The sequence below is a fragment of the Hyphomonas sp. genome, assembly GCF_013823385.1.
Classification (GTDB): Bacteria; Pseudomonadota; Alphaproteobacteria; order Caulobacterales; family Hyphomonadaceae; genus Hyphomonas.
Genome location: NZ_PNMA01000008.1, coordinates 105,947 through 118,608 on the forward strand (window position 1 = coordinate 105,947; position 12,662 = coordinate 118,608).

The window sequence follows — 12,662 nt, forward strand, 5'->3', positions numbered from 1 at the left end:
TCCACCGTTTGCAGCGTTTCCTCCCAGAAACTTGCCTACCCATACGGCAACGTTTTCGGGGATGTGTCAAGAATGTGTCCAAAAAAATTTTAAAGAGGGCGTTTTGTCTCTGCGCGGGGCTGACGCATAAGTAACTCTACGATAGCGTCCGCCTCCGCGCTCCAGGGCGCCCGGATGGAGCGCGTGAGCGAAGCCTGGCTTTTCAGGATCACCCCATCATCAAGCACCTTGAGACCATTGGCCCGCAGCGTGGCGCCGGTGGTGGTGATGTCGACGATGACGTCGGCCGTGCCAGTGGCCGGGGCAGCCTCCGTGGCGCCGGCGCTTTCGACAAGCCGGTATTCGCCCACCGATTTCTGCGCGAAATAGCGCCGCGTGATGCGCAGATATTTGGTGGCCACCCGCAGGCGGCGGTGATGCGCCTTGCGGAAGGCCGCGCCCGCCGCTTCCAGGTCCGCCATCGTGTCGACATCAAACCAGGCCTGGGGCACGGCGACAACCACATCTGCCCCGCCAAAGCCGAGGCGCTTCAATACTTCAAAATCCACCGGACCATCCGGAGACAGATCATGCAGCAGGTCTTCGCCCGTAACGCCGAGATGCAGGCTGCCATCGATCAGGCCTTGGGCGATCTCGCTGGCCGAGAGCAGGCGCACTTCGGCGTCGATGCCTTCGATCTCGGCGGTATAGCCCCGCTCCCCGCCGATCTGGCGGACGGTGTGGCCGATACTGGCCAGCCAGTCTTCGGTCTGTTCCTTGAGACGCCCCTTGGAGGGGACAGCGATCGTGATCCGGCTCATGCTCCTGCCCTCCGCACACGCACCATCCGGTCTGGCCGCACGACGCCGCCGATCCCGGTTGCCGATACCTTGCCGCCGGAAAGCCCCGTCAGCAGGCCGTCATACCGCCCGCCGGCCGCCACAGGCTGGGTGAGTTCCAGGCCCGGCGCGAGGATTTCAAATACAAAGCCATCATAATAGGTGAACCGCCGGCCAAAGCCGGTGCGGAAGCGCGCGGTCTGCGCGGCGGCCGGCACACGCGTGAGGATGGCATCGGCGCGCGCTTTCAGTGCCGCAATCGAAACGGCAGCGGCGCCAAGCCCGTGGGCATCGGCGAGCGCCGACAGCGTTCCGGCCGCCTCCGCCAGCGGACAATCCACCTCGCGCAGGGCCAGCAGCACCTCGCGCGCCGCCTGGCTGAGGCCGCCCGCCTCGATGGCCGCGCAGCGCGCCTTCAGGCCTTCGACGATTTCGCCAAGGCTGCGCCCGCCTGCCATCGGAATATTCCGTTCAGAGAGCAGGTCGGCGAGCGCCGCAACTGGGTCTGCCGCGCTCAGCACCGCCGCCACTTCAGGCTCCAGCGGGCGGGAGGCTGCGTCCAGGACCGCGCGCACGCCGCCCTCCTGCCGGAAGGCGCGCTTCAGCAGATCGGCGGTTACGCCGGGCAGGCCGAGCGCGTCAATGAAGGCGGGGAAAATCGCCAGATCACCCATGATGACGCCGGAAGGCGCCACGCCGCAGGCTTCCACCGCGCGGTGGATCAGCGCGAAAAGTTCCGCGTCGGCCTCCGCGCTCGCCTCATGGCCGAAGCGTTCGAGGCCGACCTGGGTGAACTCCAGCTGATCGTCCGGCGCCACCGGAATGCGGAAGGCGCGCGCGGCATAGGTATAGGTTTTTGCCCCGTCCTCGCCCGCTTCGCGCCGGGCAGCTTCGCGCTGCGCCACGGGCAGCGTCAGGTCCGGCCGCATTGCCATCTCGGCGCCGCGATAATCCTGGAACACGCAGAGCCGCGCGCGCACGGCTTCGCCGGAAAGCTCCAGCGGAATGTCCGCCGGCAGAACATAGTCAGGATCGACCGGCGTGCCACCGGCCGTCTCGACGACCGCGCGGGCAACCGCCACCAGGGCGTCATGTTTCATGCGTGGGCCTCGACAATGCGGCGGACAGCCTCGACCATTTGGGCGCGCGGCACTTCGATCTGGCCGGGGCGGGCCTCGCGGTATTCCTCATTGGAGGAAATCGCCTTGGCCTTCTGCGCGCCGATCTCCAGATCCTTGATCGTAACCGTGCCCTTCTCGATCTCGTCGGTGCCGACGATGACAACGGCGGGCGAGCTGCGCCGGTCAGCATATTTCATCTGCGGGCGCATGCCCGAAGCGCCCATATAGGCTTCGGCCCGGATGCCGCCCTTGCGCAGCTCTGCCGCAAGCCCAAGCGCGATGCCGGGATTGTCCTTTTCCAGATTAAGCACCACCACCGGCCCGTCGAGCTTTTCGCCCTCGCCTAGGATGGCCAGCGCCGCTGCCAGCCGCGAGATGCCGATTGAAAAGCCCGTCGCTGGCACCGTCTCGCCGGCAAAGCGGGCGACGAGATCATCATACCGCCCGCCCCCGCCGATGGAGCCGATGCGATATTTCTTGCCATCTTCGCCGGTCACTTCGCGCAGCAGCTCTGCCTCAAACACAGGGCCTGTATAGTATTCCAGTCCTCTGACCACGGACGGGTCGATCTTGACGTCATCCTCCGGCGCGCCGAGGGCCTCAAGGGCGAGCGCAATCGCTTCCAGCTCTCCCAGCCCTGCCTTGCCCTCTTCGGTGCTGCCCGTCGCCTTCGCCAGATTGGCGAGCGTCATTGCCCGCGTGTCCGCGCCTGCCTCAGCAAAGGCCAGCACGCGCTTCACCTCTTCGGCCCCAAGCCCGGCGCCCTTGGTGAAATCCCCGCTCTCATCCTTGCGGCCTGCGCCCAGCAGGTCTGCCACGCCCGAAGGGCCAAGCCGGTCAAGCTTGTCGAGCGCGCGCAGGATGGCGAGGCGGGTATCGGCAGAGGTGGCGCCCACCCCGTCCAGCACGCCATTGAGCAGGCGGCGGGTGTTGACGCGGATGACAAACTCGCCGGGCTTCATGCCCAGCGCGCGGAGGGCTTCGGCGCCCATCGCGATCATCTCGGCATCAGCATGCAGGCCGGGCGCGCCGACCGTATCGGCGTCGCACTGCCAGAATTCGCGGAACCGCCCCGGCCCCGGCTTCTCATTGCGCCAGACGGGGCCGGCGGCATAGCGGCGGAACGGGCGGCCCAGCCCCTGCCCCTGCTCGGCCACGAAACGGGCAAGCGGCGCCGTCAGGTCATAGCGCAGCGCCATCCACTGCTCGTCATCATCCTGCAGGGCGAAGACCCCGGCATTGGGACGGTCAGAATCCGGCAGGAACTTGCCGAGCGCGTCGGCATATTCAAACGCGCTCGTTTCCAGCGCCTCAAAGCCCCATTGGCGGTAAACCCCGGTCACCGTTTCCACGAGCCTGGCCTGGGCATGGATCAGGGCCTCGCGCTTGTCGGGAAAGCCGCGCGGCTTGCGGGCGAGATCCTTGCCTGTGAGAGGTTGGGCGTCCTTGGTGCTCATGGGGTCTTCAGATCCTGTTTGCCGGCTGGCCCCGCAATACCCGCAGGCAGCCCGATTGGAAAGGCGGCACAAAGGCCCCTGAGGCGTGCCCGTTCCGGCCTGCCGCATCTGGTCTGGTTCTCGGGATGGAACACTTGTCAGAGGCGCAGCCGGACCGGTTCGCGCCTCAACGGCGCGTCATGCGGGGTGATGATGGGGATGCATGCCTGTGTTCATTGGCGGGGCGGATACGCAGCGCGCCGGCCAAAGTCAAGCCATTCCGGGAGAAGCCCGGCAGGCGCGGTTGCACCCCCGGCAGCGCAGAGATACAGTTTCGGCCAAGGGTAGAGACATTGCCCGGATCAGGCACGCCCCGGAAAGGCCAACGAGATGGCGGAGATCAGCTGCGACGATCGCATACCGGACAACATAGTCCGCCTTTCGATCAAGGATCCTCAAGCCGTTCAGTCCGCATATGAATGCGGCAAGCTGGTCATTCTGGAAGATGCCCGGATCGACGCTGACTATGCCTTCCTGTCTTCGATCCCCTCGCCAAAAGCGGCCCATCCTGGCCGTGAGAAATTCTGCCTGGCGCGGCAGGAGAGGTGGAAAGGCCATGACAGGCGAGAGGCCGTCTGGCACAAGTTTGAGACAGGCCCCTTTCAGGGGGATCCGGAAGGATATGCGCGGTTCCAGCGGGAAGTGAAGTCAGTAAACGGACAGATGAATGCCTTGGTGGAGCATCTGTTTGGGTCGCTGCCTTTCCGGACCCGTTCGATCACCTGGAAGTTCCAACGGATAACCGGCGAGAACCTGCACATCGACAATTTGCAGGGGTGCCAGAAGCTGGCGCAAATTCGCCTGTTTGCAAACCTGCATACAGCTCCAAGGGTGTGGGGAATTGCGAAGCATTGGCGGGCGTATGCCTCCCGCCTGTTTGAGACGGCCTCTCTGGAGGAAGTGCTTCACGACTATTATCAATTCAATACGCGCCTGAGCGTCGCCGCATTCGGATACAGTCATCACACGACGGATGATCCCAGGCATGTCGTGACCTTCAACCCCGGAGAGGTCTGGCTGGCGAATTCCGCAATTGTCGCCCATCAGGTAAGGTCAGGCGATTTGCTGACCATTGCCCACTATGAATATCCTTACAAAGGATATGTCAGAAAAACGGAGGCCCTGCCCGCCCTCATACGGCAACTCGGCGTCGAAAAACTCGGATACCTGGGTTACCACCAGAAGGTGCTGAGCCTGAAGCTCGATCCGCGCCGGATGGGGATAGGCTGACCCGATGCCAAAGCTCGTCATCAATCCGCGCCTGGAAAACAATATCCGGCTCATCGACTACCGGAAATACGCCAATGCCGGGCTGGAGCGGCAGCAGGAACTCATGCGCTGGTATGAGGGCGGAGACCTGCTGGTTCTGACCAATTACCGTTTCGATGCCGGCCGGGAGGTTCTCTCTCGTGTCCTGTTTCCAAACGAGAAGCGCGCCAAGAAGATCATGCTCCACTGCGAGGAACTCGATCATGGCGAGCCCCCGCGCAAGGCAGCCTGGGATGTGGCGGCCGAATTCCTGCCGGCATGCAATGTCTCTCCCGAAGAGTTCAGAACAGCCGTCCTCGCCGCCAATCAGGAACTCATCACGCTCGTTGATGCTCTGTTCCCGCACTATCGGTATGACAAGCGGCTCTGCATCTACAACCTTTCGGAAATGCTGAGCCATAATCTGCATTTCGACAGCCCGCAGCACGCCGATGCCCACACCCAGATGCGCGCCTTCGTCAATCTCGACGACTTCCCCCGCATCTGGAACATCAGCCGGCGCCTGGAAGATGTGTCATCGGAATTCTATCACAAGGGTCATCTCGAAGAGACAATCGGGGAGCATCCGCGCGAGTTCACCCGGCGGCTGACCCATGCAGCCTTCGGCGACCGGTATGACAGCGGCGGCCACTTCCAGCCCAAGCATGCCATTGCCTTTCAGCCCGGCGAGGTCTGGTTCCTCAATCCCAACATGCTGGCCCATGAAGTGGTCTACGGGCGCCGGTTGCTCGATGCCGTCTTCCTGTTCGATCAGGCCTGCCTGCTCGATCCGGACCGCTACTTTCCGCAGATCGTGAAACGCTTGCATCAGCAGAAACTGACGCCCCGGGGATACTGGTGGCGCAAGGCGCTGAAATCCATGCGCCCCGGCCGCTCCGCCAAGCCCAAGGCCTGACACCGGGCCGGCTGAGTTTGGGTTTTGCCTTCTCCGGCGCCGGGGAACTTGAAGATGACGGAATGCCAAGTATTAGATGGCCAGGCGGGCCATCGGGGGCGCCCGGTCAGGCGCGTGCGCCCAAGCCCCACTCACCGGCCTGCGGGCCAGGAGTGACGAGGCTTTCGATGACACCCCTTCCCCTGGAACAGCCCCCCCTTCTCGGCCAGCTTGCCTCGGCGAGCTTCCGCATCGGCTGTCTCGGCTTTGGCGGCCCGGCGGGACAGATCGCCCTGATGCACCGCGTCTTCGTGGAGGAGAAGCGCTGGATCAGCGAGGCGGAATATCTGCACGCGCTTAACTACTGCATGCTCCTTCCCGGCCCGGAAGCCCAGCAGCTGGCCACCTATGCCGGCTGGCGCCTGCGCGGCGTGGCCGGCGGGGTGATCGCCGGGCTGCTGTTCGTGGCGCCGGGCGCGCTGGTCGTGTTCGCGCTGACCTGGCTTTATGCCGCCTGGGGCACGCTGCCGCTGGTGGCGGCCCTCTTCTATGGCGTGAAGGCGGCGGTGATCGGCTTCATTGCCGAGGCGCTGGTGAAGGTTGGCCGGCGCGCGCTCAAGGGCCCGCAGGATGTCGCCCTGGCTGCGGCGGCCTTTCTGGGCCTCTTCCTGTTCCAGCTGCCCTTCCCGCTGGTGATCGGCCTTGCCGCCGCCCTGGGCTTCGCGCGCAGCTTCGCGCAAGCAAGGCCTCTTTCTGCGCCCCCGCCCGCCCCTTCTGAAAAAGCCAGCGCCGCAAAAGCCCTGCAGGCGGCGGCAGGCTGGGGCGCGCTCTGGTTTGCCCCGCTGATTACCGCCGCGCTGCTGCTCGGCCCGGATCATGTGCTCACCAGGGTCGGCGTCTTCTTCTCCAAGCTGGCGGTGCTGACCTTTGGCGGGGCCTACACCGTGCTCGCCTATCTGCAGCAGCAGGCGGTGGAGGCCGAAGGCTGGCTCACCGCGCCGCAGATGATCGATGGCCTCGGCCTGGCTGAAACGACGCCAGGGCCGCTGGTGCTGGTCAACCAGTTCGTCGGCTTCATGGCCGGCTGGCAGGCAGACGGCGGCGGGCTGTGGCTGGCAGCGGCAGCGGCCCTGATGGCCAGCTGGTGTACGTTCGCGCCCTCCTTTGTCTGGATTTTTGCCGGCGCGCCATTTTCGGAGGGCCTGCGCCGCAGCCGCATGGCGGCGGGCATGTTGCAGGCGGTGACGGCCGCCGTATTCGGCATCATCGCCAAGGTGGCCGTGGTGTTCGGGATGGCAGTCCTGTTTCGCGGCGTTGTGAGTGTGTCCCTCCCCTGGGGCGGCAGCCTGGCTGTGCCTGATCCTGCCCGGCCGGATGTGCTGGCCATCGCCATCGCGGCGGGCGCCGCCATTGCCCTCATCCGCTACAAGGCAAACATTGTTCTGGTTGTCCTGGCTTGCGCGCTGGCAGGCCTGCTCAGCCTCTGGGTCTGAGGGGCGGCCGCGCGCGCAGGGTTGACGGCGCCCGCGCTTGATCTACCCTGCGCGGCGTCAACCGGGTCCGGGCCCCTCTGGCGTTTGCGGCGGCAAATGCGATGTCGGAACCTTGAAGCAACACGCGCGGACGCGGCGCACTGCTTTGACGGCACCCCAAATCATGCCTGATTTCCTGACCGTGGAATATGCGGCGCAGCCCTTATGGCTGTGGGCCGCTTTCCTCTCGCTGATCTGTTTCCTGCTCTGGGTCGATCTTGGCCTGCTCAACAAGAAGGACGAGGTCGTCTCTCCGAAAAAGAGCGCGATCATGTGGGCGAGCTTTGCGTCCCTCGCCGTCGCCTTCGGCTTCTACATCTATTTCGGCTATGAGCCGGACCCGCAATTCTACAACAATCCGGAAAATCTCAACCAGCAGGCGGCGGTGCAGTTCGCCACCGGCTATCTTCTGGAAACCGCCCTCGCCTTCGACAACATCTTCGTCATCGGCATGGTGTTCACCTTCTTTGCCGTGCCCCGGGAATATCAGCACCGGGTGCTGTTCTGGGGCATCCTGGGCGCCATCGTGTTCCGGGGGATTTTCATCTCGCTCGGCGCCGCAGTGGTCAACGAGTTCACCTGGGTATTGTTCATCTTCGCGGCCTTCCTGCTCTATACCGGCGGCAAGATGCTGGTCCCCGGCGGAGGCCCCGAAGAGGAAGAGCTGGACCTGGAGAAGAACCCGATCTTCCGTTTCCTGAAGAAACGCCTGCGGGTGACCGACGAGATCACCAACCACAATTTCTTCATCCGGAAGATTGATCCCGATACCGGCAAGATGACCCGCTATGCCACGCCGCTGCTGCTGGCGCTGTTCATGGTCGAAACGGTCGACATCATCTTTGCGGTGGACTCTGTGCCGGCGATCTTTGCCGTCACCCGCGACCCGTTCATCGTCTACACGTCCAACATCTTCGCCATTCTCGGCCTGCGCTCGATGTATTTCATGCTGTCAGCAGCCGTGGAGCGGTTCAAATACCTCAAATACGGCCTTGCCGCCGTGCTGGTCCTGATCGGCATCAAGATCTTCTGGAACTTCCTGCTCTACAAGGAACTCCACCTCGTGCCCTATCTTGAGCCGCACTGGTCGCTGATGCTGACCATCGCGCTCCTGGGCGGGGCGATCCTCTTCTCGCTGTGGAAGACCGGCGCCGAAAAGCCGCACGCAGGCAGTTGACCGCGCTGCCTTGAAGAACGCCCTTTGTCAGGCGCCCGCTGTGGTCCTGACGAAGGGCTTTCCCTCTTCCCGGCGGGGGATGACCTTGAAGATGCCGGTGCCCCGCATCAGCAGCTTGTCGCCCGTCCAGATGCGGCCCTCGACGGTGAATACATCCTCCTGCCGGCCGACGATCACGCCCTTGCCCTCGACAAAGCTGCCCAGCGGCGCGCCGGAAACGAAATCGCACATCAGGCGGACGGTCACCCACCAGGTGTCGTCATCCTTCTCCACCGCCGCGCCCCAGGCCATGTCGGCGAAGGTCATCAGCATCCCGCCATGGGCGTTCATCATGCCGTTGGTGTGATACTCCTCCACCCGGAAGGCGCGCATCAGCGTGCCGTCTTCGCGCTTCTCGAACAGCGGGCCGATCTGGCGGCCAAAGCCGCGATGCCAGGCCAGCTGGGTATAGCCGGGCGGGAGCTCTGTGGTCTGATAGCGGTTGAAATCGTCGGTCATGGGCAGGCTCCTAAACCCGGCTGCGCCTTCCCTGCAAGACCTGCCTTCAAATTGCCGCAACGTTCCGCAAACGATTTTTCCCATGATGCGCGTGGTGGCTGCTTCTCTCGTTTTCCTCGGCCTTGCGGCGCAGCCCGCGATGGCGGAGCCCAGGGCGCGGGATGATATTCTCGCCGGCGCCTCGATCCTGGCCGCGCAGGAGCCGCTCGACGCCTGCGGCGGGCGCAAGCTGCTCGACAAGATCGTGCCCGATGGCCCGTTCCTTGAGGCGTGCAAGTTTCACGACGCCTGCTACCGCTCCGGCGCGCTCGATCAAGGCCGCTGCGACGCCGATTTCCTCTCCGACATGCAGGCCGCCTGCGACGCGGAATACCCCGTCCGCAGGGTAGGCGCGAGCAATGCCGCCTGCCGGGTGGCGGCGGCCACCTATTACAAGGCTGTCAATTCCCGCTTCGGCGCCCTGCTCTATCCGGGCGGCCAAACCGACGGCCAGCTCAGTGGCGTCACCCAGCGCATAACCGGCCATGGCGGCACGCCGCATCTGGAAGCCTGCAGCGAGGTGACCAACACCGCCAACCGCAAGCTGCGCTACTATCTCACCCTGCATGACGCCAGGGGCCAGTGGATCGCCACCGCCCCGGCGCTGAAATCGGCCGCGCTGCAGCCGGGCGAGACGCGCCGGCTGTGCGTGGGCACGGCAGTCTCCCTCTTCCGCAGCGCCGAAAACATCGGCGGCGCCTATGCCGTCACGCTGAAGGCAGACGACCCCGCCTCGATCAACCCCTTCGGTGATCTTGTCAGCCTCGACCGGATGGACTGCGACACCGCCACCGGCGCCTGCCAGAGAGTGGCGCCCTAGATCTCGACCATGTCGAAATCGGATTTCGGCGTGCCGCAGAGCGGGCAGATCCAGTCTGCCGGAATATCGCTCCAGCGCGTTCCGGGGGCGAGGCCCTCATTCGGGTCGCCCTCCTTCTCGTCATAGATGTAGCCGCAGGTGCGGCACTGCCATGTCTTGAACCCGTCGCTCATTTGGTCTCCCCCTCCGGCCTGCGCAGCCGGGCCTTGATGGATGTGATCAGCGCGCCATGCACCGGAACCGGATCGAAAGCCGGATCGACCAGCGCCTGCATGCGCATTCCCAGAAGCGAGCAGCCCACCAGCAGCGCCTCGGCATCTGCGTCTATGTCTGCGCGGATATGGCCATTGGCCGCGCCGCGCTCGATGAAGCCGCGGATCAGCGCCCGCTCGATCTCATGGGAGTCGCGAAACGCTTCGCGCGTCTCCAACCGGTCGGCCACGGCAGCGGCCAGCAGCATGAAATAGGTGTCCGCCTCTGCCGATTCCCGCATGGCCAGGCAATGGAGGTCCACAAAGGCGCACAGCGCGCTCAGCCCGTCCATGTCCGAAACCCGCGCCGCGTCGAGATACTCCCCCTGCCCCTCATGCAGCCGGGCGATCACGGCCCGGATCAGCCCTTCCTTGGAGCCGAACCGCTGGGTGACGAGGCCGCGGGAAAAGCCCGCCTCCTTGCCGATCGCGTCAAAGGTTGCCGCAGACACGCCCTGCTGGCCCACAACCCGGATGGCCGCGCTGAGCAGCTCGCGCTCCGACCGGTCACGCCTTTCGGCCTGAGTCAGCCGGCCTGCTGCCGCAGAAGATCTCGTGCCTGTGTCAGACATACGCACCCCGTAACATACTTGTTGGCTGTATAGCAAGTTTGATGTAAAGCCATTCTCACCCCGGTAATCGCAAAACCCGGAAGTGGGAGGACTAGAAGCATGACCATACCTGAACACATTGCCCGTGATGTTGTTGACCCCAAAGCCTATGCCGATGGCAAGCGCGTCGATGATGCCTTCCGCTGGCTGCGCGCCAATGCGCCGCTGGATGTGGCTGAAGTGGAAGGGTTTGACCCCTTCTGGGTCGTGACCCGTCATGCCGACATTCTCAACATCGAAAGACAGAACGATCTGTTCCACAATGAAGATCGCTCGGCCACGCTGACCACCATCGAAAGCGACAAGCGCGTGCGCGAGATGATGGGCGGCAAGCCGAACATCCTGCGCTCCCTCGTGCAGATGGATAACCCGGACCACATGCAGTACCGCCGCCTCACCCAGGCCTGGTTCATGCCGCAGAACCTGCGCAAGCTGGAAGACCGGGTGCGCGAGATCGCCCGCGGCTTCATCGACCAGATGGCGGCCAAAGGCACAGAATGCGATTTCGCCCGCGATGTCGCCTTCCTCTACCCCCTGCACGTGATCATGGAAGTCCTCGGCGTGCCGCCGATTGACGAGCCGCGCATGCTGAAGCTGACGCAGGAACTCTTCGGCACCCAGGACCCGGACGTGAACCGCGCCGGCAAGGAAGTGGGCACGGCAGAAGACGCGCTGAAGATGATCAACGAAACGATCTTCGACTTCATGACCTATTTCAACGCCATGACCGAAGACCGCCGCCAGAACCCGCGCGAAGACCTTGCCAGCGTCATCGCCAATGGCGCCGTCTATGGCCAGCCCCTCGGCCATCTCGAAGCGATGAGCTATTACATCATCGCCGCCACCGCCGGCCATGACACCACCTCCAACACCACCGCCGGGGCGATGTGGGCGCTGGCCGAAAATCCCGACCAGTTCGCGAAAGTAAAGAACGATCTCTCGCTCATTCCTTCAATGGTCGAAGAATCCATCCGCTGGGAAACCCCGGTGAAACACTTCATGCGCACCGCCACCGATGACACCGAAATCGCCGGGCGGAAGATCGCGAAGAATGACTGGCTGTTCCTGGCCTATCCTTCCGGCAACCGGGATGAAGCCGTGTTCGAGGATCCCTACAGCTTCAAGGTCGACCGTTCGCCCAACAAGCATGTCGCCTTCGGCTATGGCGCCCATGTGTGCCTCGGCCAGCACCTCGCCCGGATGGAAATGCGCCTCCTCTGGGAAGAACTCCTGCCGCGCCTGAAATCCGTGGAACTGGCCGGAACGCCCTCCCGCACCCAGGCCAACTTCGTCAGCGGCCCGAAAACCGTGCCAATCCGCTTCCAGATGAGCTGACACACATCTCGGGGAAAGCGACCCCACCCCAACCCTCCCCATAGTCATGGGGAGGGGGCCTGTTGCTCTGTGGGACAAGCAGACCTCTCCAATGCCACGAGTTGCCCCCTCCCCATGACTATGGGGAGGGTTGGGGTGGGGCTCAGCGAGGACAAGCACGCCCCCTATCCAACACCTCCCACCTCTCCCCCATGTCATCCCGGCGAAAGCCGGGACCCAGACTCCCCTCTCCCAACCCCCGCTCACCCCCGCGCAGGCGGGGGTCTCGGGCGGGTGTGCGCCGCCTTGCGAGATCCCCGCCCTCATCCTGAGCTTGCCGAAGGGCGCGGGGATGAGCGGAAAAATGAGGGCACCTTATCCGCCCGGGTCCCTCCCTCGCGCAAACTCACGCCTATCCTCCCCACAGGAGCCGCGCCGGTACCGTTCGGTTTGTGGGAGGGACGCCCCGGAGGATGGGAGGCGGTGGGAGTAACGGCCCGCAGCTTCTCTAGGGACGTTGATCCAGGCAAGCCGGACCAAAAAGCCGGTAGAGAATCCCGACTGGCCCGCCTTCTGTGAAAGCAGGAGGTCACGAGAGTGAGGGTAAGTGGTCAAGGCCTGGCAGCGCCGAAGTCATCCCGAAAACTGCCCGAAACTCCGGTGGCAGTGCGCGGCGGGCGAAAGCGCCCACACCGCAAACACTTTTCTATCCGGGCGCCGCGGCGCCCGCCGCGCAGGCTCCACTTGAGGGGCCCTCTGACTGCTCCGACCCCGGATGGCTCCGCCAGTCCGGATACAGGTGTATGGAGGCACACCCCTCCCCTTCGTCACCCTCGATGGCC

12 protein-coding genes are annotated in these 12,662 nt (G+C 64.3%); 6 read left to right on the plus strand and 6 right to left on the minus strand.

The genetic code is table 11. The annotated features are described in order from the left end of the window. Window positions 1-89 precede the first annotated feature (89 nt). Genes hisG through hisS form a run of 3 tightly spaced genes read right to left on the minus strand, consistent with a single transcriptional unit; the run spans window position 90 to window position 3,396 of the window. Window positions 90-800 carry an ATP phosphoribosyltransferase gene (gene hisG, locus C0456_RS07340; RefSeq protein WP_291050126.1) on the minus strand — a complete coding sequence of 237 codons (711 nt, stop codon included), beginning with the start codon at window positions 798-800 and terminating at the stop codon, window positions 90-92. Further along, the gene (locus tag C0456_RS07345; RefSeq protein WP_291050128.1) at window positions 797-1,918 is read right to left on the minus strand and encodes an ATP phosphoribosyltransferase regulatory subunit; all 1,122 of its coding nucleotides are present in this window, start codon (window positions 1,916-1,918) and stop codon (window positions 797-799) included. The genes hisG and C0456_RS07345 overlap by 4 nt, the downstream gene beginning before the upstream one ends. Then, window positions 1,915-3,396, minus strand: a complete 1,482-nt coding sequence (hisS, locus tag C0456_RS07350; RefSeq protein WP_291050130.1) for a histidine--tRNA ligase — start codon at window positions 3,394-3,396, stop codon at window positions 1,915-1,917. Before hisS ends, C0456_RS07345 begins: the two co-directional genes overlap by 4 nt. A 369-nt stretch (window positions 3,397-3,765) precedes the next feature. Here hisS and C0456_RS07355 point away from each other — a divergent pair, with 369 nt between their 5' ends. The 4 genes from C0456_RS07355 to C0456_RS07370 all read left to right on the plus strand — a co-directional run bounded on the left by C0456_RS07355 (window position 3,766) and on the right by C0456_RS07370 (window position 8,287). Beyond that, window positions 3,766-4,665, plus strand: coding sequence for a hypothetical protein (locus C0456_RS07355; protein WP_291050132.1), 900 nt, complete (start codon window positions 3,766-3,768; stop codon window positions 4,663-4,665). Window positions 4,666-4,669: 4 nt separating this feature from the next. After that, the gene (locus C0456_RS07360; protein ID WP_291050134.1) at window positions 4,670-5,599 is read left to right on the plus strand and encodes a hypothetical protein; all 930 of its coding nucleotides are present in this window, start codon (window positions 4,670-4,672) and stop codon (window positions 5,597-5,599) included. 167 nt (window positions 5,600-5,766) lie between these two features. Beyond that, entirely contained in the window at window positions 5,767-7,071 is a 1,305-nt protein-coding gene (gene chrA, locus C0456_RS07365; RefSeq protein ID WP_291050136.1) for a chromate efflux transporter, read from the plus strand. A gap of 163 nt (window positions 7,072-7,234) precedes the next feature. Then, window positions 7,235-8,287: a TerC family protein gene (locus tag C0456_RS07370; protein ID WP_291050138.1), complete on the plus strand. Its 1,053-nt coding sequence runs from the start codon at window positions 7,235-7,237 to the stop codon at window positions 8,285-8,287. A 27-nt stretch (window positions 8,288-8,314) separates the two neighbouring features. Here C0456_RS07370 and C0456_RS07375 read toward each other — a convergent pair whose 3' ends face one another. Next, window positions 8,315-8,785 (minus strand): PaaI family thioesterase, encoded by a 471-nt coding sequence (locus C0456_RS07375; RefSeq protein ID WP_291050140.1) that lies wholly within the window; start codon window positions 8,783-8,785, stop codon window positions 8,315-8,317. Window positions 8,786-8,867: 82 nt separating this feature from the next. Between C0456_RS07375 and C0456_RS07380 the strand changes: the two genes are divergently transcribed. Then, complete coding sequence (locus tag C0456_RS07380; protein WP_291050142.1) at window positions 8,868-9,644, plus strand: hypothetical protein; 777 nt, start codon at window positions 8,868-8,870, stop codon at window positions 9,642-9,644. Here the strand turns inward: C0456_RS07380 and C0456_RS07385 are convergent. Further along, window positions 9,641-9,817, minus strand: a complete 177-nt coding sequence (locus tag C0456_RS07385; protein ID WP_035594044.1) for a rubredoxin — start codon at window positions 9,815-9,817, stop codon at window positions 9,641-9,643. The genes C0456_RS07380 and C0456_RS07385 overlap by 4 nt on opposite strands. After that, complete coding sequence (locus C0456_RS07390; protein WP_291050147.1) at window positions 9,814-10,467, minus strand: TetR/AcrR family transcriptional regulator; 654 nt, start codon at window positions 10,465-10,467, stop codon at window positions 9,814-9,816. The genes C0456_RS07385 and C0456_RS07390 overlap by 4 nt, the downstream gene beginning before the upstream one ends. Before the next feature lie 99 nt (window positions 10,468-10,566). Between C0456_RS07390 and C0456_RS07395 the strand changes: the two genes are divergently transcribed. After that, window positions 10,567-11,841 (plus strand): cytochrome P450, encoded by a 1,275-nt coding sequence (locus C0456_RS07395; RefSeq protein WP_291050149.1) that lies wholly within the window; start codon window positions 10,567-10,569, stop codon window positions 11,839-11,841. The last annotated feature ends 821 nt before the right edge of the window (window positions 11,842-12,662 follow it).

Coding starts and splice junctions, on each gene's coding strand:
- chrA (WP_291050136.1), top strand. CDS start 5,767: ATGACACCCCTTCCCCTGGAACAGCCCCCCCTTCTCGGCCAGCTTGCC.
- C0456_RS07355 (WP_291050132.1), top strand. CDS start 3,766: ATGGCGGAGATCAGCTGCGACGATCGCATACCGGACAACATAGTCCGC.
- C0456_RS07360 (WP_291050134.1), top strand. CDS start 4,670: ATGCCAAAGCTCGTCATCAATCCGCGCCTGGAAAACAATATCCGGCTC.
- C0456_RS07345 (WP_291050128.1), bottom strand. CDS start 1,918: ATGAAACATGACGCCCTGGTGGCGGTTGCCCGCGCGGTCGTCGAGACG.
- hisS (WP_291050130.1), bottom strand. CDS start 3,396: ATGAGCACCAAGGACGCCCAACCTCTCACAGGCAAGGATCTCGCCCGC.
- C0456_RS07370 (WP_291050138.1), top strand. CDS start 7,235: ATGCCTGATTTCCTGACCGTGGAATATGCGGCGCAGCCCTTATGGCTG.
- C0456_RS07385 (WP_035594044.1), bottom strand. CDS start 9,817: ATGAGCGACGGGTTCAAGACATGGCAGTGCCGCACCTGCGGCTACATC.
- C0456_RS07395 (WP_291050149.1), top strand. CDS start 10,567: ATGACCATACCTGAACACATTGCCCGTGATGTTGTTGACCCCAAAGCC.
- C0456_RS07390 (WP_291050147.1), bottom strand. CDS start 10,467: ATGTCTGACACAGGCACGAGATCTTCTGCGGCAGCAGGCCGGCTGACT.
- C0456_RS07375 (WP_291050140.1), bottom strand. CDS start 8,785: ATGACCGACGATTTCAACCGCTATCAGACCACAGAGCTCCCGCCCGGC.
- C0456_RS07380 (WP_291050142.1), top strand. CDS start 8,868: ATGATGCGCGTGGTGGCTGCTTCTCTCGTTTTCCTCGGCCTTGCGGCG.
- hisG (WP_291050126.1), bottom strand. CDS start 800: ATGAGCCGGATCACGATCGCTGTCCCCTCCAAGGGGCGTCTCAAGGAA.